This is a genomic window from Streptomyces sp. NBC_01268, assembly GCF_036240795.1.
Lineage (GTDB): Bacteria > Actinomycetota > Actinomycetes > Streptomycetales > Streptomycetaceae > Streptomyces.
In genome coordinates this window covers 1,152,762-1,179,197 of record NZ_CP108454.1, presented here as the reverse complement: position 1 = coordinate 1,179,197, position 26,436 = coordinate 1,152,762, and the positions used below count along the sequence as shown (strand labels likewise).

Annotated in this window: 24 protein-coding genes; 8 read left to right on the top strand and 16 right to left on the bottom strand. The window is 73.4% G+C overall.

The window, feature by feature from the left end:
- Positions 1-115: 115 nt before the first annotated feature.
- The 6 genes from lnt (at position 116) to OG309_RS04880 (ending at position 7,349) form a co-directional block, all read left to right on the top strand.
- On the top strand, positions 116-1,735 hold the full coding sequence (gene lnt, locus OG309_RS04905) for an apolipoprotein N-acyltransferase (protein ID WP_329418484.1): 1,620 nt from the start codon (positions 116-118) through the stop codon (positions 1,733-1,735).
- Between the two features lie 52 nt (positions 1,736-1,787).
- Positions 1,788-2,270, top strand: coding sequence for an NUDIX hydrolase (locus tag OG309_RS04900; protein ID WP_329418483.1), 483 nt, complete (start codon positions 1,788-1,790; stop codon positions 2,268-2,270).
- 55 nt (positions 2,271-2,325) lie between these two features.
- A complete protein-coding gene (locus OG309_RS04895; protein WP_329418482.1) occupies positions 2,326-3,159 on the top strand; it encodes a 3-hydroxybutyrate dehydrogenase in 834 nt (277 codons plus the stop codon).
- Positions 3,160-3,243: 84 nt separating this feature from the next.
- Entirely contained in the window at positions 3,244-5,133 is a 1,890-nt protein-coding gene (locus OG309_RS04890) for a helix-turn-helix domain-containing protein (RefSeq protein WP_329418481.1), read from the top strand.
- 61 nt (positions 5,134-5,194) lie between these two features.
- A complete protein-coding gene (locus OG309_RS04885; RefSeq protein ID WP_329418480.1) occupies positions 5,195-6,394 on the top strand; it encodes a CaiB/BaiF CoA transferase family protein in 1,200 nt (399 codons plus the stop codon).
- Positions 6,384-7,349 (top strand): PhzF family phenazine biosynthesis protein, encoded by a 966-nt coding sequence (locus tag OG309_RS04880; protein WP_329418479.1) that lies wholly within the window; start codon positions 6,384-6,386, stop codon positions 7,347-7,349. The genes OG309_RS04885 and OG309_RS04880 overlap by 11 nt, the downstream gene beginning before the upstream one ends.
- Here OG309_RS04880 and OG309_RS04875 read toward each other — a convergent pair.
- Entirely contained in the window at positions 7,324-8,205 is an 882-nt protein-coding gene (locus tag OG309_RS04875) for a LysR family transcriptional regulator (protein ID WP_329418478.1), read from the bottom strand. The genes OG309_RS04880 and OG309_RS04875 overlap by 26 nt on opposite strands.
- 69 nt (positions 8,206-8,274) lie before the next feature.
- Here OG309_RS04875 and OG309_RS04870 point away from each other — a divergent pair, with 69 nt between their 5' ends.
- On the top strand, positions 8,275-9,174 hold the full coding sequence (locus tag OG309_RS04870) for an EamA family transporter (RefSeq protein WP_329418477.1): 900 nt from the start codon (positions 8,275-8,277) through the stop codon (positions 9,172-9,174).
- A gap of 12 nt (positions 9,175-9,186) precedes the next feature.
- Here the strand turns inward: OG309_RS04870 and OG309_RS04865 are convergent, their stop codons facing one another.
- From OG309_RS04865 to OG309_RS04850, 4 genes are all read right to left on the bottom strand, one after another.
- Positions 9,187-10,380, bottom strand: coding sequence for an AI-2E family transporter (locus tag OG309_RS04865; RefSeq protein WP_329418476.1), 1,194 nt, complete (start codon positions 10,378-10,380; stop codon positions 9,187-9,189).
- Between the two features lie 94 nt (positions 10,381-10,474).
- Positions 10,475-11,125, bottom strand: a complete 651-nt coding sequence (locus tag OG309_RS04860) for a LutC/YkgG family protein (protein WP_329418475.1) — start codon at positions 11,123-11,125, stop codon at positions 10,475-10,477.
- Positions 11,122-12,627 (bottom strand): lactate utilization protein B, encoded by a 1,506-nt coding sequence (locus OG309_RS04855; RefSeq protein ID WP_329418474.1) that lies wholly within the window; start codon positions 12,625-12,627, stop codon positions 11,122-11,124. Before OG309_RS04855 ends, OG309_RS04860 begins: the two co-directional genes overlap by 4 nt.
- On the bottom strand, positions 12,624-13,379 hold the full coding sequence (locus OG309_RS04850) for a (Fe-S)-binding protein (protein ID WP_329418473.1): 756 nt from the start codon (positions 13,377-13,379) through the stop codon (positions 12,624-12,626). Before OG309_RS04850 ends, OG309_RS04855 begins: the two co-directional genes overlap by 4 nt.
- Before the next feature lie 170 nt (positions 13,380-13,549).
- Here OG309_RS04850 and OG309_RS04845 point away from each other — a divergent pair, with 170 nt between their 5' ends.
- Complete coding sequence (locus OG309_RS04845; RefSeq protein ID WP_329418472.1) at positions 13,550-14,080, top strand: HPP family protein; 531 nt, start codon at positions 13,550-13,552, stop codon at positions 14,078-14,080.
- Between the two features lie 93 nt (positions 14,081-14,173).
- On the opposite strand, the gene OG309_RS04840 is transcribed toward OG309_RS04845, so the two are convergent.
- From OG309_RS04840 to OG309_RS04790, 11 genes are all read right to left on the bottom strand, one after another.
- Positions 14,174-15,223: a methyltransferase gene (locus OG309_RS04840; protein WP_329418471.1), complete on the bottom strand. Its 1,050-nt coding sequence runs from the start codon at positions 15,221-15,223 to the stop codon at positions 14,174-14,176.
- A gap of 359 nt (positions 15,224-15,582) precedes the next feature.
- Positions 15,583-17,022 (bottom strand): MFS transporter, encoded by a 1,440-nt coding sequence (locus tag OG309_RS04835; protein WP_329418470.1) that lies wholly within the window; start codon positions 17,020-17,022, stop codon positions 15,583-15,585.
- A 33-nt stretch (positions 17,023-17,055) separates the two neighbouring features.
- Positions 17,056-18,708, bottom strand: coding sequence for an FAD-dependent monooxygenase (locus tag OG309_RS04830; RefSeq protein WP_329418469.1), 1,653 nt, complete (start codon positions 18,706-18,708; stop codon positions 17,056-17,058).
- 164 nt (positions 18,709-18,872) lie between these two features.
- A complete protein-coding gene (locus tag OG309_RS04825; RefSeq protein ID WP_329418468.1) occupies positions 18,873-19,556 on the bottom strand; it encodes a DsbA family oxidoreductase in 684 nt (227 codons plus the stop codon).
- 227 nt (positions 19,557-19,783) lie between these two features.
- Positions 19,784-20,332: a cupin domain-containing protein gene (locus OG309_RS04820; RefSeq protein ID WP_329418467.1), complete on the bottom strand. Its 549-nt coding sequence runs from the start codon at positions 20,330-20,332 to the stop codon at positions 19,784-19,786.
- Between the two features lie 78 nt (positions 20,333-20,410).
- Positions 20,411-21,070, bottom strand: a complete 660-nt coding sequence (locus OG309_RS04815) for an isochorismatase family protein (protein WP_329418466.1) — start codon at positions 21,068-21,070, stop codon at positions 20,411-20,413.
- Positions 21,071-21,114: 44 nt separating this feature from the next.
- On the bottom strand, positions 21,115-21,921 hold the full coding sequence (locus OG309_RS04810) for a 2,3-dihydro-2,3-dihydroxybenzoate dehydrogenase (protein WP_329418465.1): 807 nt from the start codon (positions 21,919-21,921) through the stop codon (positions 21,115-21,117).
- Between the two features lie 32 nt (positions 21,922-21,953).
- Positions 21,954-23,153 carry an FAD-dependent monooxygenase gene (locus OG309_RS04805; RefSeq protein ID WP_329418464.1) on the bottom strand — a complete coding sequence of 400 codons (1,200 nt, stop codon included), beginning with the start codon at positions 23,151-23,153 and terminating at the stop codon, positions 21,954-21,956.
- A 77-nt stretch (positions 23,154-23,230) separates the two neighbouring features.
- Positions 23,231-24,553: a phenylacetate--CoA ligase family protein gene (locus tag OG309_RS04800; protein ID WP_329418463.1), complete on the bottom strand. Its 1,323-nt coding sequence runs from the start codon at positions 24,551-24,553 to the stop codon at positions 23,231-23,233.
- Positions 24,550-25,311: an amidohydrolase family protein gene (locus OG309_RS04795; RefSeq protein ID WP_329418462.1), complete on the bottom strand. Its 762-nt coding sequence runs from the start codon at positions 25,309-25,311 to the stop codon at positions 24,550-24,552. Before OG309_RS04795 ends, OG309_RS04800 begins: the two co-directional genes overlap by 4 nt.
- Positions 25,312-25,323: 12 nt before the next feature.
- Entirely contained in the window at positions 25,324-26,427 is a 1,104-nt protein-coding gene (locus OG309_RS04790) for a 3-dehydroquinate synthase II (protein ID WP_329418461.1), read from the bottom strand.
- Positions 26,428-26,436: the final 9 nt, after the last annotated feature.

Below are 26,436 nucleotides of genomic sequence, written 5' to 3'. Positions count from 1 at the left end.
GGAGCCGCCCGCGGGGGAGCCGTCCCGTCCCGCGCACGCGCTCCCGGACGCCGCGACCGGGGACCCCGGCCCAGCGGGACGAGCGCCCACAGGGGGCGCGACTAGACTCCGGCACGTGAGCGCCACCATTACCCCCGTCGACGTGCCCGAACCCGCTCCCGTGCCGGGGCGTGGCCGTGTGCTGCGGCGGCTGCTGCGGCCCGGTGCGGCCGTCCTGTCCGGGCTCCTGCTCTTCCTGAGCTTCCCGCCCCGGCCGCTGTGGTGGCTCGCGCTGCCCGCGTTCGGGTTGCTGGGCTGGACGCTGCGCGGCCGACGGCTGCGCGCCGGATTCGGCCTCGGCTACCTGGCCGGTCTCGGCTTCCTGCTTCCGCTGCTGGTGTGGACCGGCGAGGAGGTCGGAGCCGGGCCATGGCTGGCGCTCGCCGGCGTCGAGGCGCTGTTCGTCGCCGCCGTGGGGCTCGGCATCACCGCGGTCTCCCGGCTGCCCGGCTGGCCGGTCCTCGCCGCCGCCGTGTGGATCCTCGGCGAGGCGACGCGTGCGCGCGTGCCGTTCGGCGGCTTCCCCTGGGGCAAGATCGCCTTCGGGCAGGCGGACGGCGTCTTCCTGCCGCTCGCGGCGGTCGGCGGCACCCCCGTGCTCGGTTTCGCCGTCGCCCTGTGCGGCTTCGGTCTGTACGAGGTGGTGCGCCAGGTCCTGAAGCGGCGCCGCTCCGGCACGGACGAGACCCCGGCGCCGGTGGCCCGGGGGCCGCTCCTCGCCGCCGCCCTCGCCGTGCTCGTCCCCGTCACCGGCGCGCTGGCCGCGCTGCCGCTCGTGGACGACTCCGCCGAGGACGGCACCGCCACCGTCGCGGCCGTCCAGGGCAACGTGCCGCGCCTCGGCCTCGACTTCAACTCCCAGCGCCGCGCGGTGCTCGACAACCACGCCAACCGCACCAAGGAGCTCGCCGCCGAGGTGAAGGCCGGCCGCGAACCGCAGCCCGACCTCGTGCTGTGGCCGGAGAACTCCTCCGACATCGACCCGTACGCCAACCCCGACGCGTACGAGGTGATCGACCAGGCGGTCCGGGCGATCGGCGCGCCCACCGTGATCGGCGCGGTCATCGCGCCCGAGACCGGCAAGCTGCGCAACACCCTCATCCAGTGGAACCCGGGGCGCGGCCCGGTCGCCGAGTACGACAAGCGGCACGTCCAGCCCTTCGGCGAGTACATCCCGATGCGCTCCTTCGTGCGCCTCTTCAACAGCAACGTCGACCGGGTCCGGCGCGACTTCGGGGCGGGCACCGAGGTCGGCGTGTTCGACCTCGCCGGCACCAAGGTCGGCCTCGCCACCTGCTACGAGGCTGCCTTCGACTGGGCGGTGCGGGACACCGTCACGCACGGGGCACAGCTCATCTCCGTGCCCAGCAACAACGCGACCTTCGGGCGCAGCGAGATGACCTACCAGCAGCTCGCCATGTCCCGGGTCCGGGCCGTCGAGCACAGCCGCAGCGTGGTCGTGCCCGTCACCAGCGGCGTCAGCGCGGTCATCCGCCCCGACGGGGAGATCGTGGCGCAGACGAAGATGTTCACGCCCGACGTGCTCGTCGAGAAGGTGCCGCTGCGCTCCTCGCTGACCCCCGCGACCCGCATGGGCACCCTGCCCGAGGCGCTGCTCGTCGCCGTCGCCGTGGCCGGTCTCGGCTGGTCGGCCGCCCGGTCCGTGCGGGCCAGGCGGGGCCGGACCGGCGCCTGAGCCTGACGGGGGCGGGCCCGCCCGGACCCGGAAGGTGATCTAGGGTCGCCTCATGGGCACCCCCGACTTCATCCGTGACATCCGGGCCTCCGCCGGCCACCAGCTGCTCTTCCTGCCGGGCGTGAGCGCGGTCGTCTTCGACGACCGCGGACGGGTGCTGCTCGGCCGGCGGGTCGACACCGGGATGTGGGCGGTCATCGGCGGCATCGTCGAGCCCGGCGAGCAGCCCGCAGCGTGCGCCGTGCGCGAGGTGTACGAGGAGACGGGCGTGCACTGCGTGCCCGAGCGGATCGTGCTCGTCCAGACCCTGCGCAAGCCGGTCGTGTACCCCAACGGCGACCAGTGCCAGTTCATGGACGTCTCCTTCCGCTGCCGGGCCGTCGGCGGCGAGGCCCGGGTCAACGACGACGAGTCGCTGGAGGTCGGCTGGTTCGAGACCGACCGGCTGCCCGAGATGAAGCGGTTCTCGTACCTCCGGATCGAGAAGGCGCTGGCGGACGAACCCACATGGTTCGACACCACCCCCCAAGGCTGAACTATGGGTGGGAAACACATCGGTCGGGGGTGGGGCCGTTCATAGGGTGCGGAGCATGAGCGCCCCCACCACATCAGGTCCCGTACCGGCCCAGGCCCCCGCGGCCGGCCCCGTACCCGGGGCCGTCACCCTCGACCTCTCCGGGCGCACCGCGCTCGTCACCGGCGCCGCCAGCGGCATCGGCCGGGCCTGCGCGCTGCGGCTCGCCGCCGCCGGGGCCCGGGTCAGAGCCGTCGACCGGGCCGCCGAAGGCCTCGACGAACTGGCCGGAGCCGCCCGGGGCCTCGCGGGCGAGGTCGAGCCCAGGCTGCTCGACCTCACCGACCTCGACGCCGCCGAGGCGGGCGCGGCGGGCACCGACATCCTCGTGAACAACGCCGGACTCCAGCTCGTCCGGCCCATCGAGGAGTTCCCCCCGGAGGTCTTCCACACCGTCCTCACCGTGATGCTGGAAGCGCCGTTCCGGCTGATCAGGGGCGCGCTGCCGGAGATGTACGCGCGCGGCTGGGGCCGGATCGTCAACGTCTCCTCCGTGCACGGGCTCCGCGCCTCGCCCTTCAAGTCGGCCTATGTGGCCGCCAAACACGGACTGGAGGGCCTCTCCAAGACCGCCGCCCTCGAAGGCGCCCCGCACGGGGTCACCTCCAACTGCGTCAATCCCGGCTACGTCCGCACGCCCCTGGTCGAGCGCCAGATCGCCGACCAGGCCGCCGCCCACGGCATCCCCGCCGAGCGGGTCCTGACCGACGTCCTGCTGAAGGACTCGGCGCTGAAGCGGCTCATCGAACCCGAGGAGGTCGCCGAGGCCGTGGTCTACCTCTGCGCCCCGCAGGCCTCGTTCGTCACGGGCACCTCGCTGGTCCTCGACGGGGGCTGGACGGCCCACTGAGCACCCGCGCGCCGAGTCCGTTGTCCACAGGCGGTTGTCCACAGGGCTGGTGCGACCCCCCGTACGGCAGGTATCCCTGTGACCATGACCCACGAACAGGCCGTCTACCTGGAGCTCCTCGCCCGCGGCGCCGCCACCGAGGCGTACGACCGGCCCGCGCTGCTCGCCCGAGCGAGCGGCGCGGGCCCGGAGGAGCTGGCCCAGCTGGAGCAGGCCAAGCAGCTCGCGCTGCGGGTCCGGGCCGAGCTGGAGGGCCGGCGGCGGCGCGAGGCCGAGCTGTCCGCGCTCTTCGAGACCGCCAACGACCTCGCGGGCCTGCGCGACCTCGACGACGTGCTGCGCGCCATCGTCCAGCGCGCCCGCTCCCTGCTCGGCACCGAGGTCGCCTACCTCAGCCTCAACGACCCGGTCCGCGGCGACACCTACATGCGGGTCACCGAGGGCTCCGTCTCGGCGCGCTTCCAGCAGCTCCGGCTCGGCATGGGGGAGGGCCTGGGCGGCCTCGTCGCCCAGACCGCCCGGCCGTACGTCACCGACGACTACTTCCGCGACGCGCGGTTCCAGCACACCGAGTCCATCGACACCGCCGTGGGCGACGAGGGCCTGGTCGCGATCCTCGGCGTGCCGCTCACCCTCGGCAGCCAGGTCATCGGTGTCCTCTTCGCCGCCGACCGGCGGGCCAGGGTCTTCGAGCGCGAGCAGGTCGCCCTGCTCGGCTCCTTCGCCGCCCACGCGGCCGTCGCCATCGACACCGCCAACCTGCTCGCCGAGACCCGCTCCGCCCTCGCGGAGCTGGAGCGCGCCAACGACATCATCCGCGAGCACAGCGGCGTCATCGAGCGGGCCTCCGAGGTCCACGACCGGCTCACCGAACTCGTGCTGCGCGGCGGCGGGGTGCACGACGTGGCCGCCGCCGTCTCCGAAGTCCTCGGCGGCGCCGTCGAGTTCACCGAGGAGCGGCCGGGGAGCGGCCGGATCGCCGAGGGCCACGCGACCCGCGACGGGGACGACTGGATCGCCGCCGTCTCCGCCGGCGGCGAGAGCTTCGGCGCCCTCGTCCTGCGCGGCAGCCCCGACGTCGACCCCGTCGACCTGCGCACCCTGGAGCGGGCCGCCCTCGTCACCTCGCTGCTGCTGCTGGCCCGCCGCTCCGCCGGCGAGGCCGAACAGCGCGTCCGGGGCGAGCTCCTCGACGACCTCCTCGACGCGCCCGACCGCGACCGGCGGCTGCTGCGCGAGCGCGCCGCCCGGCTGCGCACCGACAGCGACGGGCCCCACGTGGTGCTCGCCGCCCGCATCGACCGGGCGGGCGCCGGAGCCGAGCCGGAGGCCGGCGGACGGGAGAGCGCCGACCGCCAACGGCTGCGCTCCGCCGCCTCGCACCTGGCCGCCACCCGGCACGGCCTCGCCTCCGCCCGCGACGGCGGCACGGTCCTGCTGCTGCCCCTCGGCCCCGGCGAGAGCGCCGCCGAACTGGCCCGCCAGACCGCCAGACACCTGGGCGGAGCCCTCCACGAGCCGGTCACCGTCGGCGCCTCCGCCCCCCTCACCGCCCCGCTCGCCCACCCCGACCGGGTGTCCCCGGCGTACGACGAGGCCCGCCGCTGCCTCGACGCCCTGCGGCTGCTGCACCGCCAGGGCGAGGGCGCGGCCGCCGAGGACCTCGGCTTCCTCGGTCTGCTGCTCGCCGACACCCGCGACATCGAGGGCTTCGTCGACCGCACCATCGGCCAGGTCGTCGCCTACGACCGGCGCCGTGGCACCGACCTGGTGCGCACCATGGACGCCTACTTCGCGTGCGGGATGAGCCCCGCCCGCACCAAGGACGACCTGCACGTCCACGTGAACACCGTGGCCCAGCGCATCGAGCGCATCGGGCGCCTCCTCGGCCCCGACTGGCAGACCCCCGCCCGCGCCCTGGAGATCCAGCTGGCCCTGCGCCTGCACGCCCTCGCGGAGGCGGTCAGACGCTGACGGACCCGGCGCGGCGTAATGTCATGGCTGCGCCAGGACCGAACCCCCAGGAGGTCACTCCATGACCGCACGCCCCGACGGGCTCCCGCTCTCCGGCATCACCGTCGTCAGCCTCGAACAGGCCGTGGCCGCGCCCTTCGCCACCCGCCAGCTGGCCGACCTCGGGGCCCGGGTGATCAAGGTGGAGCGCCCCGGAGAGGGGGACTTCGCGCGCCGGTACGACACGACCGTGCACGGCGAGTCCAGCTACTTCGTGTGGCTCAACCGGTCGAAGGAGTCCCTCACCCTCGACCTGAAGAGCGAGGCCGGCCGCGAGGTCCTGGAACGCCTGCTGGCAGGCGCCGACGTGTTCGTGCAGAACCTGGCGCCGGGCGCCGCCGCCCGCCTGGGGCTCGGCGCGGAGGCGCTCGCCGAGCGCTTCCCCTCGCTGATCCCCTGCACCGTCTCCGGATACGGGACCAGCGGACCCTGGGCCGACCGCAAGGCGTACGACCTGCTGGTCCAGTGCCAGACCGGACTGGTGTCGCTGACCGGGAACGAGCACGGCGCCGCCCGCGCCGGGGTGTCCGTCGCCGACATCGCCGCCGGGATGTACGCCTACAGCGGCGTCCTCACCGCCCTCTTCACCCGCGCCACGACCGGCGTGGCCCGCGCCGTCGAGGTCTCGCTCTTCGAGGCGCTCGCCGAATGGATGGGCCAGCCCGCCTACTACACGCGCTTCGGCGGCACCCAGCCCCCGCGGGTCGGCACCCGGCACGCCACCATCGCCCCCTACGGCGCCTTCACCGCGGCCGACGGCAAGGACGTCCTGTTCTCCATCCAGAACGAGCGCGAATGGGCCGCCCTGTGCGAGCGGTTCCTCGGCCGGCCCGGCCTGGTCGACGACCCGCGCTTCGCCACCGGCGCCGACCGCGTCGCCCACCGCGACGCGCTCGACGCTCTGGTCGCCGCCCGGTTCGCCGAGCTCGACAGCGCGACGGCGGGCAGACTGCTCGACGAGGCGGGCGTCGCCAACGCCGGGGTCAACGACGTCGCCGAGTTCCTGGAGCACCCCGTGCTCAGCGCCCGGGACCGCTGGCGCGAGGTCCCGATCCCCGGCGGCGCCATGGTGCCCGCCCTGCTGCCCCCGGCCGATCTCGCGGGCGTCGACGCCCACATGGGCGCCGTGCCCGCCGTCGGCGAACACACCGGACGCATCCTCGCGGAACTGGGGTACGAGGCGCCCGACATCGCGCGGATGCGGGCCGACCGTGCGGTCTGAGGACCTGTCACCAGGTCTCCCGGTCGCGGTCGTTCACGCCTGCGGGCGTGACGGGGCCGGCGGCAGCCCCACCGCCGTCGTCCTGGAGAGGGGCGGGAGTGCCGCACCGCTGGACGACGAGGCCCGCCGCCGGGTGCCCGGAGCGTGGGGTGCCTCGCACGCCGTGTTCGTCCGCGTGCACGACGAGGACGCTCCCGAACCCACCGTGGACCTGCGCTTCTTCACCGCCGAGGGCGAGCTGCCCGCCTGCGGGCACGGCACCGTCGCCGCACTCGTCCTGCTGGCCTCGCGCGCGGCGCCGGGGGAGCCGTACCGCGCCACCCTCCGCACCGCCCGGCACGTCCTCCCCGGCCGCGCCCGGGCGGAGGGCGACCGCGGCACCGGCCTCTTCGACCCCGGCCCCGTCGATCTGCGCGCGCCGACCGCCGCCGAACTCGCCCTCGTCCTGCCCGCGCTGGGCCTCGCGCCCGGCGAGGCGGGCCCGGACATCCGGGTCGCGGGGGTCGGCCGGGAGCGGATCCTCGTGCCCGTGGCCTCCCGCGCCGCCCTCGCCGCGCTCGCGCCGGACCCCGCCCGGCTGCGGGCCGCCTGCGACCGGCTCGGCCTCCTCGGCGCCTACGTCCACTCGCCGCCGTCCTCCTCGGGTTCCCTCGCGGCCCGCATGTTCGCACCCTCCATCGGCGTCCCCGAGGACATCGCCAACGCCAACAGCACCGCCTGCCTCGCCGCCCATCTGGCCGGGCGCGGCCACACCGACCTCGCCGTCGACATGGGCGACGCGCTCGGCAGCCCCGCGAGGATCACGGCCACGGTCGTCGACCGGCCGGGCGCCGGGGCGGGTGCCGCGGCGGATGCCGCCCGTCCGGGCCCCCGGATCCTCATAGGCGGCACGGCGGTGATCGCCGGAGGGGCGGGCCCGGGCCGCCCCGTCACGCCTCGCGGTACAGCGCGGTGAGCAGCTCGATCACGCTCGGGGCGGCGGGGTGCGGGTCGTCGCGCCACCAGGCCAGCCGCACCGCGACCGGCTCGGCGTCCCGCACCGGGCGGTACACCACTCCGGGGCGGCGGTACTGGCTCGCGGTCGCCTCCGCGCTCATCCCGATGCGCCGGCCGGTGGAGATCGCGGTGAGCCAGTCGTCCACGTCGAAGGTCTCCTCCGTCGCGGGCCGGGAGTCCGGCGGCCACAGCTCCGGCGTGGTGGTGCCGGTGCGCCGGTCGATCAGCAGCGTGTGACCCGTCAGGTCCGCCAGGCGCACCGAACGGCGCCGGGCCAGCGGATCGTCGGCCGCCATCACGCACAGCCGCCGTTCCAGCCCCACGATCGCGGAGTCGAAGCGCCGGTCCTCCAGCGGCCTGCGCAGCACGGCGAGATCGCACGAGCCCTCCGCGAGCCCGGCGGTCGCGGTGTTCACCCGCACCATCTGCAGCTCGCCCTCCGGGTGCGCCGCCGCCCACCGGCGCTGGAACGCCGGGGTGTGCCGGCCCAGGGCCGACCACGCGTAGCCGATCCGCAGGACGCGCTGCCCGGACGTGGCCTCCCGGACCAGTTCGTCCGTCTCCGCGAGCACCCGCCGCGCGTGCGCCACCACCCGTACCCCGTTCGCCGTCGGGGTCACCGAGCGTGAGGTGCGCCGCAACAGGCGTACACCCAGGGCGCGTTCGAGGGAGGCGAGGGTGCGCGAGACGGCCGCCTGGGAGACGCCGAGCACGAGCGCCGCGTCGGTGAAGGTGCCCTCGTCGACGATCGCGACGAGACAGCGCAACTGCCGCAGCTCCACACCCGCGCCACCCGCGGCGTTCCTGTCGTCCATGACTCCAGCGTATAGATCCGACTCGTTCATGCATTTTGCGCAAGGAGGCCGCGCGCCGACGATCTGCTCATGCACTCTGCTCCTGCCGCCGAAACCACCCCGGCGCCGCGCACCGGGCCCACGCCGCGTGCCTCCTCGGCGGGCGTCGCCGCCATGCTCGGCAGCGGTCTGTCCAACCAGATCGGTGCCGCCAGCGGCTCCCTCGCCTTCCCCGTCCTCGGGCCCGTCGGGGTGGTCGCGGTGCGCCAGTACGTCGCCGCCGCGGTCCTGCTGGCCGTCGGGCGGCCCGCGCTGCGCAGCTTCACCTGGCGCCAGTGGCGGCCGGTCGTCCTGCTCGCGGTGGTCTTCGGCACGATGAACCTGTCCCTCTACACCGCCATCGACCGCGTGGGCCTCGGGCTCGCCGTGACCCTGGAGTTCCTCGGGCCGCTCGCCATCGCGCTGGCCGCCACCCGCCGCCGGGTCGACGCGTTCTGCGCGGTCGCGGCGGCGGCCGGGGTCGTCGTCCTCATGCGCCCGCAGCCCTCCACCGACTACGTGGGGATGGGCGCGGGCCTCCTCGGGGCGGTGTGCTGGGCCTCGTACATCCTGCTCAACCGCACGGTCGGCAGCCGGGTCCCCGGCGCCCAGGGGAGCGCGGCGGCGGCGCTGCTGTCCGCCGTGATGTTCCTGCCGATCGGGCTGTACGTGGTCCTGCACCACCCGCCGACGGCCGCCTCGCTCGGGTACGCGGTCGCCGCCGGACTGCTCGCCTCGGCCGTGCCGTACCTGGTGGACCTGTTCACCCTGCGGCACGTGCCGCCCGCCGCCTTCGGGCTGTTCATGAGCGTCAACCCGGTCCTCGCGGCGCTGGTCGGCTGGATCGGGCTCGGGCAGGGCCTGGGCTGGATCGAGGCGACGGCGATCGGAGCCGTCGTCGGCGCCAACGTGCTCAGCATCGCCACCTCGGGCCGCGGGCGCACCGCCTGAGTCCGGGGCCGGTCAGGCGCCGCCCGGTCCCGGCGCGCCCGGCCCGGGCGCGCCGGGACCACCGCCGTCCGGCGATCCCGCGTCCGGCGGCCCCGCGTCACCAACCCCCGCGTCCCCCGGCCCCACGCCACCCGCCTCCGCGTCACCCTCCTCCGCCGCGCCCGCTCCCCGCAGCGCCGTATGCACCGACCACACCACCGACACCAACGGCACCGCCACCACCGCCCCGAGGATGCCGGCCGCGATCGATCCCGCGACCACCGAGATGGCCACCACCAGCGGATGCAGCCGTACGGCCCAGCTCATGACGAGCGGGTGCAGCAAGTGGCCCTCGATCTGGCCGATGACCACGATCAGGGCGATCACGATCGCCGCGACCCACGGGCCCTTCGTCGCGAGCGCCACGACCGCCGCGACCGCGAGCGCGACCGGCGAGCCGATGAGCGGGACGAACGCGGCCAGGAACTCCAGCAGCGCCAGCGGCACCGCGAGGGGCACGCCGAGCAGCCACAGGGCGATGCCGACGAGGACCGCGTTGGTGGCGGCGACCAGGACGATCCCGTGGGTGTAGCCGGTGAACGTGCGCCAGGCGGCGCGCCCGCCCACACCCACCCGTCCGCGCGCGGACGAGGGCAACTGCTCCCGGAACCAGTCCCACTGCCGGTCTCCCGAGTGGATGAAGAACACCGAGCAGAACACCGCGAGCGCCAGCGTGGTCAGCACCGCCACCACCTGGTGCGCCCCGCTCAGCGCCTGGCTGACCAGGGTCGACCGGTGGCTCGACAGGAAGTCCCCGATCTTGGACTGGACGTCCGTGAGCGCCCGCGGGTTCAGCCGGAAGGGCGGCTGCCGGAGCCAGCGCTCGATCCGGCCGATGCCGTCCCGGAACTCCCGGGCCAGCGTCGTGCTCTCGCCCGCGACCGCCTCGCCGACCAGGGTGAGGACGCCGAGGACGAGCGCGATGCCGCCGATCAGGGTGAGGGCCACCGCCAGGGGGCGGGGCAGTCTGCGCGCGACGAGATCGGCGACCGGGCGCAGCAGCGCGGTGATCACCAGGCCGAGGAAGACCGCCACCCCGACCTCGTGGAACCGCCCGAGCACGGAGAACAGGGCGTAGACGAGGGCGCCGACGACCAGCACGCGCCACGCGTAGGCGGCGGCCGTGCGGAGGAGCGGGGCGACCGTGGGCGGTGCGGCTGGCTGCATGACCGACGACGTACCACCGTGGCCGTCCCGCGCCACGGCCCGGGGCCGACATTCGCCCGACCGGGTCGGGCGAACGTCGGCCCCCGGAGACGGCCTAGGCCCGCTCGCCCACCAGGACGACCTCCAGGGTGCGCGGGCCGTGCACCCCCTCCACCCGGTCCAGTTCGATGTCGCTGGTCGCCGACGGACCGGAGATCCAGGTCAGCGGACGGGCCGGGTCGAGGCGTCCGAGGGCCAGCGGGACGGAGGCGACCACCTGGTCGGGGACGCGCACCACGCAGACGTGGTGGTCCGGGACCAGGGTGATCCGGCGGCGGCCCTGGTCGGCGGAGCCGTCGAGGACCAGCGTGCCGGTCTCGGCGACGGCCACGGCGCAGCCGGTGACCACGCTGTCGATCCGGTCGAGTTCGGCGGGGGTGCTCTCCGCGCGGTCCGGGATCCGCTCGGCGTCGCTCGCCGCGAGCCAGCCGGGGTCGAGGCCCGGCGGCACGAGCACCGTCCGCGCGCCCCGCGCCGCCAGCAGTTCCGCGAGGACGGCCGGGAGTTCCCCGGGCGTGCAGCGGTGCACCCGCGCCCGGTAGTCCGCCAGGTTCTCCGCGAGCAGGTCCACGGTCCCCTCGGGGCTCCGCTCGCCGTGCTGCCGCAGATAGGCGCGCGGGACGGCCTCCTCGTACGGCTCGGGTTCCGCCGGCAGTCCGGCGAGGGCGCGCCGCACCCGGCCGAGGACCCGGTCCCTGCTGCTCACTTCGTCTCCTCACGGTCCTGCGGGGCGGCGCCGTCGTCGCGGCCGCCGTTCGTCCGTTCCCACCAGTCGCGGAACGGCTCCGCCGGCACCGGCGGCAGGTCCCGGGTCGCGCTCCAGGCCCGTCCGGGGCCCGGCAGCGTCCGGGGGTGGAGCCACCGGGTGCGGGCGGCGAGCCGCTGGCCGGTGCGCAGCACGCCCGGCCGGCCGAACGCCCAGCGGGTCGCGCGCATCGCCGCCCGCTCGGCGGCGTGGCCCTTCGCCGGACGCAGCACGACCTTGTTGCCCGCGCGGGTCGCCGGACCGCCCTGGGCGACGCGTTCGCGCAGGTGGACGAGGACCTCCGGGATGTCGATGGCGACCGGGCAGACCTCGTAGCAGGCGCCGCACAGGGAGGAGGCGTACGGGAGGGAGGCGTCGATCTCGCTCGCCGTCCCGCGCAGCTGGGGGCTGAGGATGGCGCCGATGGGCCCCGGATAGACCGAGCCGTAGGCGTGCCCGCCGGCCCGCTCGTACACCGGGCAGACGTTGAGACAGGCCGAGCAGCGGATGCAGCGCAGCGCCTGCCGGCCGACGTCGTCGGCGAGGGTGTCGGTGCGCCCGTTGTCGAGCAGCACCAGATGGAAGGCGCGCGGCCCGTCGCCGTCGGTCGTGCCGGTCCACAGGGAGGTGTACGGGTTCATCCGTTCGGCGGTCGAGGAACGCGGCAGGGTCTGGAGGAACACCTCCAGGTCCCGCCAGGTCGGGATCGTCTTCTCGATGCCGACGACCGAGATGAGCGTCTCGGGCAGGGTCAGGCACATCCGGCCGTTGCCCTCGGACTCGACGACGACCAGCGTCCCGGTCTCGGCGACCATGAAGTTGGCGCCGGAGATGCCCACCTTGGCCCGCAGGAACTTCTCCCGCAGATGGAGACGGGCCGCCTCGGCCAGCTCGGCGGGGGAGTCGGTGAGGCCCTCGGGCGCCGGGCGGCCCCATTCCTTCATCTCGGAGCGGAAGACGTCGCGGATCTCGCCGCGGTTGCGGTGGATGGCGGGGACGAGGATGTGCGAGGGCCGGTCGTGGCCCAACTGCACGATCAGCTCGGCGAGATCGGTCTCGTAGGCGCGGATGCCCTCGGCCTCCAGGGCCTCGTTGAGGCCGATCTCCTGGGTGGCCATCGACTTGACCTTGACGACCTCCGACTCGCCGGTGGCCTTCACCAGGCCGGTGACGATCCGGTTGGCCTCCGCCGCGTCCGCCGCCCAGTGCACCGTGCCGCCGGCGGCCGTCACCGACTCCTCCAGCCGCAGCAGATAGTGGTCGAGGTGGCGCAGGGTGTGGTCCTTGATGCGCCGGCCGGCCTCCCGCAGCTCCGCCCAGTCCGAGACCTCCGCGACGGCCGCGGCCCGCTTGGCGCGGATCGTGTGGGTCGCGTGCTTCAGATTGCCGCGCAGCCGCTCGTCGGCCACGGCCGCGCGCGCCGCCTCGGGGAACGCCGGCATGCCGACGAAGGTGCCGCTCATGCCGGGGGCTCCTCTTCCGTGCTCGCCAGGATCTCCGCGATGTGGACCGGCCGCAGCCCCGTCCGCAGCCGCGCCATCGTCCCCCCGAGGTGCATCAGACACGAGTTGTCGGCCGCGCACAGCACCTCCGCGCCGGTCGACTCGGCGCTGCGCACCTTGTCCGCGCCCATGGCCGCCGAGACGTCCGGGTTCTTCAGGGCGAACGTGCCGCCGAAGCCGCAGCACTCCTCGGCACCCGGCAGCTCCCGAAGGTCGAGCCCCTTCACCGCCCGCAGCAGCCGCAGCGGACGGTCCCCGAGACCGAGTCCGCGCAGCCCGTGACACGTGGGGTGGTACGTGACCGTGTGCGGGTAGTGGGCGCCGACGTCCGTCACCCCCAGCACGTCGACCAGGAACTCGGTCAGCTCGTACGTCCTCGGCACCACGGGCGCCAGGGCGGTGGCCAGCCCGTCCCCGCGCCCCTCCGCGCGGGCCCGCTCGCCCAGCCGCGGATACAGCTCCCGCACCATCGCCCCACACGAGCCGGAGGGCGTCACGATCGCCTCGTAGCCGCCGAACACCTCCGCGAAGCGCCGCGCGAGCGGTTCGGCCTCGTGCCGGTAGCCGGTGTTGTAGTGGGCCTGCCCGCAGCAGGTCTGCCCCCGCGGGAAGTCGACGTCGACGCCGAGGCGGGTCAGCAGGCGCACCACGGCACGGCCGGTGTCCGGATAGAGCGTGTCGTTGACACACGTCAGGAACAGGGCGACGCGCATCGCGGCTCCTTCGAGGAGGTCGGGGGCGGGGGCCTGGCACCAGCTGGTGATCACCCTAGACAGCCCCGACGGCCGGTGGCCGGAACCCGCTGGATAAGGTGAGGACGAGGGCACCGCCGCACCGGGGTCCAGAATCCGGCCTCCGGCCGCCCGACCCCGGAACGCGCATCATGACGACCGCCGCGCCCACGCGCCCCCAGACCGCCCCCACGACTCCCGCGGGCCGTCCGCCCGCCCGCCCCGCGCCCGCCGCAGCCCTGCTCAGCGTCAGCGGCGCCACCACCGTCCTGCTCGGGCTCGTGGGGATAGGCGCCGTCCTGCACGAACCGGTGCTGATCCCGCCGCTGGCGGCGAGTGCCGCGCTCGTGCACAGCGCCCCCACCCTGCCCCTCGCGCAGCCCCGCAGCGTGCTCGTCGGGCACGTGATGGGGATGTGCGCCGGCTACGCGGCGCTCACGCTCGCAGGCGGCAGCGCCTGGGTCGCCGCGCTCGCCGCGGGCGTCACCATGGCGCTGAACGCGCTCGCCCGCACTCCGCACTCCCCGGCCGTCGCCACCGCCGTCGTCATCGTGCTCCAGGCCCCGGCGCCGACCCGCTTCGTCCCGCTGCTCCTCGGCTCCGCGGTCCTCCTGGTCCTGACCGGCTACGCGGCCTCCCGGGTCCGCCGCCGGGGACCGAGGTACCCCGTCTACTGGTGGTAGGCGACGCCTCCCGGCTCCCGGGGACGCAGAACGCCCGCTTCCCCGGGAGAGCACGGGAAGCGGGCGTTCTGGGTCAGGCGTGCGCGGGGCGGATCAGCGCTTGGTGCCCTTGATGACGATGTCGCCGATGCCGACGTGGAGGCGGCCGCTCGCCTCGAAGCCGAACTCGGCGGCCCACTCCTCGTACTCCTTGGGCGTGTAGACCATGCCCTCGCCCGACGCGATGGTCAGGAAGTACGCGGACAGGGCGGCCGCCACGTCCGGGCCCGTCTCGTCGTCGTGGGCCAGCGGCGTGGCCACGAACAGGCCGGCGCCGGGCTCGACGGCGCGGGCCGCCTTGGCGATGAGCTCCTTGTTGCGCTCCGCGGACCAGATCTCCAGGAAGTGGCCGAAGAGGACCGCGTCGCAGCCCTTGGGGAACTCGTCCTTGAAGACGTCGAGGCCGACGGCGCGGACCCGGTCGCTCAGGCCGAGCGAGGCGATCTTCTGGTTGGCGCGCTCCGCCACGGTGGGCAGGTCGGCGATGGTGATCTGCAGGTGCGGCCAGCGGCGCGCCAGGTGCGTCGCGTTGACGGCCGTACCGCCACCGATGTCCAGCAGGTGGGTGTAGCCGGACAGGTCCAGCTCCTGCACGAGCTCCTCGGCCATGACGCGGCTCACGGAGCCCATCATGTTGTGGAACACGGTCTCCTTTGCCGGGTCCAGGGCGAGGCGGCCGTACAGCGTCGGGGAGTCGCCCGGGACCTCCTTCTGGAGGCCGACGTTGCTGTACTCCTTCAGCGACTCGTAGAACCAGAACATCGGCCGGTAGTTGATCTGCTGCTCCCACGGCACGAACGCGGCCGGGATGTCGTCCAGCTTGCCGGCGAGCGGCTCGGAGACCGCCGTGTTGTAGTAGCGGTCGTCCTCCTTGCGCAGCAGGCCGGCGCTGGTGCAGCCGAGCAGCAGGATGCGGGCCGGCTGCTCCTCGATGCCCAGCCGGTCCGCGACGTCCTTCCGGGTCAGGCCGGGCTCGCGCCCCAGCAGCTCGAAGAGGCCGAACTGGCAGGCGGCGCTCAGGTACTGGAACCTGTAGTGCCCGTAGAAGAGCTCACGCAGCGGCTCGATGGAACTCGTCGAGGGGTCGATCGAAGTGTCCGACATTGTATTTCGCTCCCAGATTCAGTGCGTGGTGAATACCCGGTCGGGCGATGTCATTTCCGGACGGCCGCTCAGCGGAGGGCGTGAATACAGGCTGTCGCACGGGGAGTTCCGGAGCATCACGTATTCATGCGATCTACGAAAGGCCCCGGTGGGGCGGGTTAATGGACTCTCGTGATGCCCGGGAACGGCACGGGAACGGGTGAATTTCGGTAGCACGCGTACCGGGGGATCCCTTTTGAATCGTCGGTGTGGTAGGGCGGTTCGGGGAGCCGGCGCCGGACCCGGGCACAACGAGAACGCGCCCCCTGTCGACGGCGGGAAGCCGTCGACAGGGGGCGCGCTCGGGACGCCGGAACGGGTCAGGCGTTCTCCTTCTTCGGCACCAGCAGGCTGACCAGGGCGATGCCCACGGCGATCCCCGCGGCGGACACGAAGACCAGGTCGTATCCGGATGCCACGGCCTCCACCTTGGAGGTGCCCGAGGCCGCGTCGGCGGCCTTGGCGCCGGCGGCCGTCGCGAGGACCGCCAGACCGATCGAACCGCCCACCTGGCTCGCCGTGGTGGCGAGGCCGCCGACGATGCCCGCGTACTCCTCGGGCGCGCCCGAGGTCGACGCGGCCATCAGGGTGGGGAAGGTCAGACCGATGCCGACCGAGATGAGCAGCGTGGGGCCGAGCACGCTCGCCGCGTAGCCGCTGCCGGGGCCGGCCGCGGACAGCCACAGGAAGCCCGCCACGAAGCAGGCGCTGCCGGCCAGGATCAGCGGACGCACACCGACCTTCGGCAGCCAGCCCGAGGCGTAGTGGGCGACCACCATGAAGCCGACGGCCGCGGGCGTCTGGCCGAGACCGGCCTGGAGCGCGGTGAAGCCGAGGACGTTCTGCAGGAAGAGCGCCGTGAAGTACCACATCGCGATGGCGATCCCGCCGAACAGCAGCAGCATCGCGTTGCCGGTGGCGATGCCCCGGTTCTTGAACAGCTTCAGGGGCACCATCGGGTGGGCGACCTTGGTCTCGACCACCAGGAAGGCGAGCAGCAGGACCAGGCCCACCAGGATCGGTCCGACGACCAGGCTGTCGCCCCAGCCGTGGTCCGCGATGTGCATGACGCCGAAGACCACCGCGGCCAGGCCGAGGGTGCCGGTGAGGGCGCCCAGGAGGTCGAGGGACTCCCGGCGGGAGTTGCGCGCGGCGGACAGCTGCGTGAGCGCCACGGTGATCAGCAGCGCGCCGATCGGCACGTTGATCAGGAAGACCCAGCGCCAGGACAGACCGGTCGTGAAGGCACCGCCGACGATCGCGCCGGCGAGACCGCCCACGCCGCCCGAGGAGGCCCAGGCGCCGAACGCCTTGGCCCGCTCACCCGGGTCGGTGAAGACCGTGTTGATGACCGCCAGCGTCGACGGAGCCATCATCGCGGCGCCGACACCCTGCACCACACGCGCCGTCACGAGGATCTCGGAGGTGGACGCGAGACCGCCGACGAGGCTCGACACCGAGAACACGAGCAGACCGGCGGTCAGCATCCGGCGCGGACCGAACAGGTCGGCCGCGCGTCCGCCGAGCAGCATGATGCCGGCGAACGTGAGCAGATAGCCGTTCACCACCCAGGCCAGACCGGTGTCGGTGAAGCCGAGGTCCTCACGGACCGAGGGCAGGGCGACATTCACGATGGACGAGTCCAGGATCACCATGAACTGACAGGCGCACACCAGCGCCAGGATCAGCCAGGCCCGCCCGTTCGCCGTTCCCGCGTCGCTGCGGGTGGTATTGCTTTTCTCAAACTGTTCGGTCGCCACTGACGCCTCCATAAAACGAATCTGCAATGCCCGTCACGAGTTCGCCGCCCCTGTCGGCGGCGCTTCCTCACTCGCTGCGCCCCTCACCCGGTCGATGACGGCGGCCGGGTCGGCGGGGGAGCGGTCCCCGCGCCAGGCGATGTGCTGGTCCGGGCGTACCAGCGCCAGGTCGCAGTCCCACAGGTCCCGCACCCGGTCGTCCTTCACCACGACATGGGTGACCGGCAGTCCGGCCGCCTCGGCCGCGGCCAGCAGCGCGTCGGCCTGGCCGTCGCCCACCATGTCGACCAGCGTGAACTCGCGGCCGAACCGGTCGAAGAGCTGCTCGCCGTCCTCCAGGACCAGGCTCGGCGGGCGCGAGCCCGGCCAGGTGCTGGGGACGTACCGCAGCAGGTCGGAGGGCGGCTCGCTCGTCCCGTCGGCCCAGACGATGGGCGATCCGCCGTACCGGTAGTCCAGGTAGATGCCCTCGTACGTGTTCTCGCCCGGCTGCGCGGAGAGGAAGCGGCCCTGCTCCGCGGGCGTCGCGCCCTCCGCGCCGAGCCGCATGAACTGGAAGTGCACGTCGAGGTGGCGGCGCGACATGGTCATGTTGCGCAGGCCGACCGGGCGCCGCTCGGCCTCGTAGCTGTCCAGCAGCCGGGGCCCGCCGAAACCGTTGAGCACCGCGGCCAGCTTCCAGCCCAGGTCCACCGCGTCGCCGGCGCCGGTGTTCATCCCGTGGCTGCCGGAGGGGAACATCTGGTGCGCGGCGTCGCCGGCGAGGAACACCCGGCCCGAGCGGTAGCCGTCGGCGATCAGGTACTTCGGCGTCCAGCGCGAGGTGACGTGCACCTCGTCGATGTCCAGGTCGACGTTGAGCTGCGACCGGATCCACGCCGCCGGGTCGGCGGGCGGCGGGTCGAAGTCCTCCTGGCGCAGCGAGTGGAAGGCCCAGGTGCCGGCCTCGTCGAGCGAGATCAGCACGTAACGGTTGGTGAAGTAGTGCCAGAAGTAGCCGTGCCGGAACAGGCTCTCGCTGTCGGAGCTGCGGAAGGTCACGGAGAACGCGGCCGGCAGGTCGTGCACCTCGCCGCCCTCGCCGTCCGCGATGCCGCCGTTGGTGAGCGGGATCCCGACGGCCCGCCGGATGGTGCTGCCGGCGCCGTCGCAGGCCGCGACGTAGGACGAACGCACGGTGCGCGTGAGGTCGCCGTCCAGGTCGCGGAAGGTGCTGGTGACGCCGTCGGCGTCCTGCTGGAGCGACTCGAAGCGCCACAGGTTGCGCACGTCGATGAGCGGGTGTCGGCGGCAGTGGTCGAGGAGGACCGGCTCCAGGTCGGCCTGGGAGACGCGCTGGTACGGCTGGCTGGGCTGCCCGCCGTCCTCGCTCTCCCGGATCAGCCGCCACTTCTCCTCGACGGAGGGCTGCTGCCAGACGGCGAGCCGCTCGGCGTCGAGACCCGTCGACCAGAGCACGTCGAAGGGGTACTCGGCGGGCACGCCCGCCCTGCGGATGTCGTCCGCCACCCCGAGCCTGGCGTGGTGCTCCATGGTCCTGGGGTTGGTGAACTCCATCTTGGGATGCACGGTGGGGCCGGCGTTCTGCTCGGCGAGCACACAGGCCACACCATGGTGGGCCAGTTCCAGTGCCGTCATCATCCCGACCGGTCCTGCACCGACCACGACTACGGGGACGTTGTCCATAGCTCCTAACCCTCCGCTGCCCGAGGTGACGTACGCAGCATCCCCCTCTGGGGGCGCGTCCACATCACGTGTTCGTGGGATCTTGATCGACGACGGGAACCGGCCGGTCAGCCATGCGGAATCGCGTCAACCGGTCGGTCCGTCAAGGGGCCGGAACGGCCCGTTCAGTCCTTCGCGCCGAGCAGTGCGGCCGCCCAGTCGCGGCTGTACTCCTCCAGCACCGGGAAACCGCCCTCCGGCGGGGGGACGTCCTTGGACCAGTGGTAGCGGGCGCCGGGGTTGTGCACGGGCTGCCCGTCGGCGCCGAACAGGGTGGGGCTGCCCTGCACCGAGGTGCGCTTGGCCTCCGCCCAGTCCCGGTGGATCTCGGCCCGGCCGCGGCCCTCGGCCATGGCCCGCGCCAGGGCGTCGGTGTCCACGAGCGGGCAGGTGCCGGCGGCCTCCAGGATCACCGCGGGGATGCTCACGCAGCGGCTCTCCACGAGGAAGGCGCGGCGCAGCGCCGTGTCGAGCTGGTCGCTGCCGGCCAGGCCGCCCACGGCCGGGTCCTTGGCGGCCTGCACGGCCTCCATGGCGGGGAGCATCGTGACCGGGTACGTGGAGTCCGGGGCGTGCCACAGCCGCCAGCCCAGCTCCGGCAGCCGGCCGCCGATGGCGACGATCTCGCTGTCGATGATGTGCTTGGGCGTGGCCATCTCGTTGAAGAGTTCGAGCGGGAACGCGCGGTGGTCGACCAGCAGCTCCACGTCGAGGCGGAGCGCCTCGGCGTGCAGGGTGTCCAGGGCGAGGGCCGCCCAGGGACAGCTCAGGTCCGACCAGACGGTCAGGGTGACGGGTGCGTCGGGCACGGGATCGGGCCTCCGGTGTCGCGAGGGGTGGGGAAGGGGGCGTGGTGGTGCGTGGCGTGCGGGTGCGTGGCCTGGGTGGTGCGGGTGGTGCGCGTACGGGCATGGCGTGAACACGGCATCCCGTGGGCCCGGGCCGTGCGCGGGCAGCACCGCGGGCCGGTCCCCGTCGGGGACCGGCCCTCAGCGCTCCGCGGCCGGAACCGTACGGCCGCGGCCCGGCGGCCGGGTCACATGTCCGAGGGAGCCCGGACCGCCGGCGTCAGCTGCTCGGTGTGGTTCCTGCGGCGGATCTCCTCGACCGCGCGGCGCAGGTCCTCCTCGTCCTTCGGGGGCGAGGCGAGCAGGTCGGCGATCTCCTGCTGGTAGTTCTCGTGCCCGGCGGGCGTGCCGACCAGCAGGAAGCGCATCTTGACGTCGCCGGGGTTGCGGAAGCCGTGCGGGGTGCCCTTCGGCACGTACAGCACGGTGCCGGGCGTCGCGCGGGTCACCTTCTGGCCGGTCTTGGACTCCCACTGGGTCCACGAGCCGGGCTCGGAGGTGATCACCTTGGGCTGGAAGGCGAAGAACTCCACCTCGCCCTCGAGGACGTAGAAGATCTCCTCGTGGGTGGAGTGGCTGTGCGCGCCGACGTCGAAGCCCGGCGCGAACTCGCACTCGACGGCCAGCAGGTTCGGGGTGGTCTCCTGTCCGACCTTGAGGTTCACCTGGTGGCCGATCGGCCGGCCCTCACCGGGCCCCAGCGTGAATCCGTCGGTGATGTCGCTGATGAAGGTCATGACTGCTTTCCTCTCGTATCGTTCCGGGCGCGGCCGGCCGTGACCGAAACGTCACCTTCAGCTTCCTGGGGCCGCCCGCTAGGCCACATCACGTGTTCCTGGGATCCCGATCGCCTCGACCACCTGGGAGGTGGTCAGCACGGCCGCGCAGCGGTCCGCGGCCTGGTCCAGCGCCTGCCGGTGCTCCGCCGGGCCGAAGTCCGCCAGGGCGTCCGCGACCAGGAAGGGCTGGATGTCGTGGGCGAAGGCGTCGTACGCGGTGGCCAGGCAGCCGATGTGGGCGTAGACCCCGACCACGATCAGCTGGTCCCGCCCCCGGTCCCGCATCAGCTCCGTGAGCGGGGTGCGGTGGAAGGCGCTGTAGCGCCACTTCGTCAGCACCGTGTCGTCGCCGGACGGCGCGATCTCCGGCAGCAGCTCCCGGTCCTCCGGTGCGCTGCTCATGCCCGGCCCCCAGAAGTCGGCGAGCAGTCCGCGCTGGCGCGGGTCCATGTCCCCGGGCTGGGCGGTGTAGGCGACCGGGATGCCGAGCGCGCGTGCCGTGTCCAGGAGCAGGCGCACATGGGCCACGAGCGGGCCCGCGGGCTCGGCCGTGCGGTCGAACGGGGCCAGGAAGTAGCGCTGCATGTCGTGGACGAGCAGCGCCGCCCGGTCGGCCGACGGCAGCCAGGACACCCGGTTCCGCGGCAGCTCGCTCTCGGTCGGGAGCGGATAGGGCGGAATCGGCGGGATCGCCATCTCGATTCTCCTTCGTGGGCGACGGCGGCGGACGGCGGCGGCGGTCAGCCGAGCGCCGCGCCGCCGTCGACGTACAGGTCCTGCAGGGTGATGTGGGAGGCCTGGTCGGAGAGCAGGAACAGGACGGCCTGCGCGACCTGCTCGGCAGTGCCGACGCGCCCGAGCGGTATCCCGACCCGGAACGCCTCCAGGGAGCCGTTCACCGTGGCGGCGTTCGCCCCGTCGCCGGCCGCGTCCCACATGTCCCGCAGCATCGGGGTGTCGGTGGAGCCGGGGGAGACCACGTTGCAGCGCACCCCGCGGCCGGCGAGTTCGAGCCCGAGGCACTTGGTGAGCATCGAGGACGCCGCCTTGGACGCGGCGTACGCGCCCATGCCCACGCGCGGCACGCCGCCCGCGTTGGAGGCGACGGTCACGACCGCCCCCCTGCCCCGGCCGGCCATCCGGCCGGCGACGGAGCGGGAGACCGCGAAGACCCCGCGCACGTTGACGCCGAAGATCTCGTCCCACGCCTCGTCGGCGAGATCGAGGACGGCGCCGGTACGGAGCACCCCGGCCACGTTCACCAGGAGCTCCACCGGGCCGAGCTCGCGCTCCACCCGCTCCGCCGCCGCCTCGACCGCGGCACTGTCGCGGACGTCCACGCACATGGCCGTGTTCTTGACACCGGCGGCGTCGAGTTCGGCGGCCACGTCGGTCACCGGCTCCGGCGCCGCGTCCCACAGCGCCACCTGCGCGCCGTGCACGCCGAGCAGCCGGGCGACGGCCGCGCCGATGCCCTGGCCCGCACCCGTCACCACGGCCACGCGGCCGCTGATCCCCTCCGTACCGGTGGACAACACCGTGCTCATTGGCTCCCCCTGCCTCGTTGATGGTGTTTCGCTTACTCCTGAACGGTGGCCTCGGCCGCCTCGGCGACGGCGTCGTACCCGAACAGCCAGGCCCGTTGGCGCAGCCCGAAGTCCGTGTCCAGGGCGGCGTCCCGCTCGCGTTGCCGGTCGCCGTCCTCCACGTGGTGATTGCGTTCGTTCTCCCGGATGAAGCGGTGGACCTGCTCGGCGCGCGGCCTGCGCAGCCCCTCGTAGCGGCGCAGCGCGTCGGGCACCGTCTTGGCGGTCGCGTCCTTGAGGCACACGGCCAGGGCCAGCGCGTCCTCCAGGCCCAGCGCGGCACCCTGCGCCCCGAAGGGCAGCATCGGGTGCGCGGCGTCGCCGATCAGGGTCACCCGGTCGGTGCTCCACTGCGCCACCGGATCGCGGTCGTACAGCGCCCAGCGCGTCACGCTCGACGCCGCGGACAGCAGCGACACCAGCTCCGGCGCCCAGCCCGCGTAGGCGTCGAGCAGCTCCTGCGGGGAGCCCTCGGCCGACCAGGACTCGCGCCGCCAGTCGCCCGCCGGGGCGGTCGCGGCGATGCTGACCGAGTTCCCGCCCGAGATCGGGTAGGCCACGCAGTGCTGGCCGGGCCCCATCCAGATGGAGACGTGCGGCCGTTCCCGCGCCGCCGGCCAGGCCGACGCCGGGACGACGGCCCGGTAGATGGACTGCCCGGAGAACCGCGGCTCGTCGCCGACGGTCCGCCCGCGGACGGTCGAGCGGATGCCGTCGGCACCGATGACGACATCCGCCCGGAACTCGAAGCCGTCGGCGAACCGCAGCACCACCTCGTCGTCGAGCTCGTCGATCTCCACGCACTCCATGCCCAGGTGCAGCGCGGACTCCGGGAGCTGTTCCACCAGGGCGCTGTGCAGCCCGGCCCGGTGCAGGGCCAGGTAGGGCGCCCCGTACATGTCCGTACAGGCCTCGCCGAGGACGGTCCGGGCCAGCGTTCCGCCGTCGGCCCAGTTGCGGACGTCGATCGACTCCGGCCGTACGCCGGTGCGGTCCAGGCTGCGGCCGATGCCGAGGGCCAGCAGCAGCCGCGAACCGTTGGGCGAGATCTGGATCCCGGCGCCGATCTCACGCAGGTGCCGGGTGCGCTCGAACACGTCGCAGGTGAGACCACGCTTGGACAGGGCCACCGCGAGCGCGACCCCGGCGATACCAGCGCCGACAATGGCGATTCTTGGGGGTACCTCCGCCATGCGCTGCTCTCCTTTCATGCCTCCCGTGCCGCCCGTGACAGCCGGGACCCGATGTCTGACGGACGTGCGGAAGTGGTTCAGTAGTAGAGGAGCGCCTTGCTCCAGTCCTCGTCCGGCCCGAAGAGGCTGCGCGGCTTCACCACGTCGTGGACGCCCGTGAGGGCCTCCAGCGGCACCAGTGAGCCGGGCGGCACCCCGTCGATCCGCGCGGCGACCGGCCCGTACTCCGCCTCGATCGCCGCCGCCAGCGCGGTGCGGGCGGCCTCCCGGTGCTCGGGGGCCACCTCGATCTCCAGCTCCAGCAGATCGGCGCGGGCACGGGCCCGCCAGAACATGACGCCGTGCTCGACCGGCAGCCCGAAGACCAGCTCCTCCAGGCGTGCCTGGGTGACGGTCGCGGAGCCGACCCGGTGCCCGAACGAGGAACGCCCGAGGACCCGCACCGTCGGCAGCTGCCAGCCGCACGGGCAGGGCTCGTCCGAGACCTCGACGTTGTCCTCCAGGTTGTACCGCAGCAGCGGCATGGCCTGGCGGTACAGGGGGGTGACCACCAGCTGCCCGGCGCCCTCGGCGGACAGCGTGCCGGTCTCGGGGTCGTACACCTCGAAGACCGCCCGGTCCGCCCACAGGTGCAGGTGCCCCTCCGGGCATTCGCCGGCCAGGCTGCCGGTCTCGGTGGAGCCGTACTCCTCGACCACGGGGACGCCCCAGATCTCGCTGATCCGGGCGCGGCGCGCCGGGCTGAGCGGCTCCCCGCCGACGAACACCGCGCGCAGGGCCGGGAAGTCGCGGTCCGGGACCAGCCCGGCGGCCCGCGCGGCCGCCGCCCACAGCAGGATCTCGGTGGGCATCGACCAGGTCAGGCTGACCTCCAGGTCGTGCAGCACCCGCAGCACGCGCGAGTACGGCATCGCCAGCGAACGGTTGTCGCCGGGGACGACCGTCGCGCCCTTGAGCCGCGCCGCCGCCTGCGCCAGATGACCGGTGATCATCAGCGCGTACGGGGTGCGGACCAGGAACGTGTCGTCCGGCCCGATGCCGACCCACTTGCGGGCGTAGCGCTCGGCCAGGTCGGTCCAGTCCCGCTCGGTGTAGTACGAGGGGGTCGGGCTGCCCGCCGTGCCGCTGGACTCGTGGTAGGTGGCCAGTTCACCCTTCGGCACGGCCAGCATGCCGAACGGATAGGCGTCCCTCAGGTCCTGCTTGCCCGTCAGGGGCAGACCCTCGAAGTCGGCGCGCGACGCGGGCGCGGGCCCACCACCGAAACGGCGTTGGTAGAACGGAGAGTTCCGCGCCCAGGCGAGCGTCTCGCGCAGCTGCTCGTCCTGCATCTTGCGGAGCTGCTCCTGATCACGCCAGTCGCCCAGTTGGGGGAGGCGCTCCGAGAACTGCCGGCTCATGGTGACTCCAGTCCGAGAATCCGGTGGGCGTTCTGCCACAGCACCTGGTGCAGCAGCGGTTGCGGAAGCCCGAGGGCCTGGTACTTGGCCAGCTCCACCGAGGGATGCTGGAGCGGGTGCTCGGCGGAGAAGAGCACCCGCTCGGCCCCGAGCCGCTCGATCGCGACCCGGACGGTGAAGCCGAACGCCCCGGACGTCTCCACGACCACGTTCGGGACGGGCTCCACCAGACCGATCCCGTAGGTGTCGATCAGTCCGATGCCGAGATGGCCGAGCACGAACACGGTCTCCGGGCGCTTCGCCGCCTGCGCGGCGAGGTCCGACACCCGGCAGCCCGCCCGGTCGATGCACACCACGTAGACGGGATGCCCGAACTCCGCGGCGAGATCGAGGAAGGTGGCGGTGCGCGGATCGTCCAGGGGGACGCCGTGCACCGCCGGGGAGAGCTCCAGGGCGGCGAACTGCGCGCCGTGCGCCCGGTAGTCGGCGGTCCCGCCGTGCGGGTTGCCGAACCAGAACGGCGTCAGCCGGCCGCCCGAGGCCCGCGCGGCGTCCCGTACACCGGCGTTGTCCGGGTCCGAGGTCACGTGCCCGCCCTCGATCAACTGGCGGGCGAGGACGTCCAGATCGACCACACCGCCCGCCGCGACCCCGGCGCGCCCGATGCCGCTGCCGTCCATCACGGACAGCAGACGGTCGAGTGCGCCGGGGGCACCGGGCAGCCTGGCGTGGAAGTCGAATACGGGCTGCCGCTCCATCAGGAAGAGTCCCTACTTCTCGATGCAGAACTCGTCGATCGCGTAGCCGACGTGCCGGTCGGCGGTCGGCAGGTAGCCGAGCACCTTGTCGCCGGGCTTCAGCTCGGTGCTGTTGAGCACCGTGCCGCCGGGGCCGAGGACCCGGACGTGCCAGTCGTCCTGGAGGATCAGGTTGGCGCTCCGCCCGTCGGGGGCGACCGCGTCGATCGAGATCAGCGGACGGGACTCGATCTTCACCCGGCCGACCGTGACCACCCGGGTCTGGCCCTTGACGTCGACGGCAAGGACCTTGCTGCCGGCCTTCAGCTCGCTCAGGTAGTTGGTGCGGTCGTTCTCGCCGGAGATCGTGTACGACATGATCGCGCCGGCGTTGACACGGAACGGGCGGGTCGGCATGTAGGGCAGCGGGTGCGTCTCGCTGACGCACAGGATCATGCCCTTGGAGTGCGAACCGACCAGGATGCCCTCGTCCTCGCGGAAGTGCGAGCAGGTGTCGACGCAGGCACGCTCGCCCATGCCGATGTGCTCGGTGCGCACCACCTCCAGCTCGGTCAGCTGGAGTTCCGCCGGCTGGGCCTCGGCGGCGGCCTTCAGCGCGGTGGCGTCGCCGACCGTCTTCGGGGCCATCATCACGCCGTCGGAGCCGTGCTCCAGGACGCCGAAGATGATGGTGGCCTCCTCCACGTCCTGGGCGACGGTGATGATGCTGCCGTCGGCCTTGGCAGCGGCGGCCAGCACGATCTCCAGCGGGATCTTGGTGGGGTCGCGGAAGAGCAGGAGCGCCCACTTCTCCTCGCGGGAGGCCTCGCAGGCGTGCTCCAGCGTCTCGGCGTCGACGATCTCCACGAAACGCCCGAACTCGATCGTCGGGTGCGCCTTGGCCAGCTCGGCCGCGTCGCCCTGACGGTCGGACAGGATCACCACGTCGGCCGGGCCGAACTCCGCCGGGAGTTCCTTCCCCTGCGGGAGGAAGACCTTCTTCACGGTCGGCGGCAGGCCCTTGAGGTCCGACAGGCTGGAGCTGACGACACCGTCGATCCGCTGGTGCACGGCCTCTTCGATGACGGCCTTCTTGGCGTTCTTCAGCGAGCGGACGTCGATCCAGGTGAGCTTCACGGGTACGGC

What these genes read in the sequence shown, in the direction of transcription:
- OG309_RS04900 (WP_329418483.1), top strand. Translation starts at nt 1,788, where the DNA reads ATGGGCACCCCCGACTTCATCCGTGACATCCGGGCCTCCGCCGGCCAC.
- OG309_RS04895 (WP_329418482.1), top strand. Translation starts at nt 2,326, where the DNA reads ATGAGCGCCCCCACCACATCAGGTCCCGTACCGGCCCAGGCCCCCGCG.
- OG309_RS04890 (WP_329418481.1), top strand. Translation starts at nt 3,244, where the DNA reads ATGACCCACGAACAGGCCGTCTACCTGGAGCTCCTCGCCCGCGGCGCC.
- OG309_RS04885 (WP_329418480.1), top strand. Translation starts at nt 5,195, where the DNA reads ATGACCGCACGCCCCGACGGGCTCCCGCTCTCCGGCATCACCGTCGTC.
- OG309_RS04875 (WP_329418478.1), bottom strand. Translation starts at nt 8,205, where the DNA reads ATGGACGACAGGAACGCCGCGGGTGGCGCGGGTGTGGAGCTGCGGCAG.
- OG309_RS04870 (WP_329418477.1), top strand. Translation starts at nt 8,275, where the DNA reads ATGCACTCTGCTCCTGCCGCCGAAACCACCCCGGCGCCGCGCACCGGG.
- OG309_RS04865 (WP_329418476.1), bottom strand. Translation starts at nt 10,380, where the DNA reads ATGCAGCCAGCCGCACCGCCCACGGTCGCCCCGCTCCTCCGCACGGCC.
- OG309_RS04855 (WP_329418474.1), bottom strand. Translation starts at nt 12,627, where the DNA reads ATGAGCGGCACCTTCGTCGGCATGCCGGCGTTCCCCGAGGCGGCGCGC.
- OG309_RS04850 (WP_329418473.1), bottom strand. Translation starts at nt 13,379, where the DNA reads ATGCGCGTCGCCCTGTTCCTGACGTGTGTCAACGACACGCTCTATCCG.
- OG309_RS04845 (WP_329418472.1), top strand. Translation starts at nt 13,550, where the DNA reads ATGACGACCGCCGCGCCCACGCGCCCCCAGACCGCCCCCACGACTCCC.
- OG309_RS04840 (WP_329418471.1), bottom strand. Translation starts at nt 15,223, where the DNA reads ATGTCGGACACTTCGATCGACCCCTCGACGAGTTCCATCGAGCCGCTG.
- OG309_RS04830 (WP_329418469.1), bottom strand. Translation starts at nt 18,708, where the DNA reads ATGGACAACGTCCCCGTAGTCGTGGTCGGTGCAGGACCGGTCGGGATG.
- OG309_RS04820 (WP_329418467.1), bottom strand. Translation starts at nt 20,332, where the DNA reads ATGACCTTCATCAGCGACATCACCGACGGATTCACGCTGGGGCCCGGT.
- OG309_RS04815 (WP_329418466.1), bottom strand. Translation starts at nt 21,070, where the DNA reads ATGGCGATCCCGCCGATTCCGCCCTATCCGCTCCCGACCGAGAGCGAG.
- OG309_RS04810 (WP_329418465.1), bottom strand. Translation starts at nt 21,921, where the DNA reads ATGAGCACGGTGTTGTCCACCGGTACGGAGGGGATCAGCGGCCGCGTG.
- OG309_RS04805 (WP_329418464.1), bottom strand. Translation starts at nt 23,153, where the DNA reads ATGGCGGAGGTACCCCCAAGAATCGCCATTGTCGGCGCTGGTATCGCC.
- OG309_RS04800 (WP_329418463.1), bottom strand. Translation starts at nt 24,553, where the DNA reads ATGAGCCGGCAGTTCTCGGAGCGCCTCCCCCAACTGGGCGACTGGCGT.
- OG309_RS04795 (WP_329418462.1), bottom strand. Translation starts at nt 25,311, where the DNA reads ATGGAGCGGCAGCCCGTATTCGACTTCCACGCCAGGCTGCCCGGTGCC.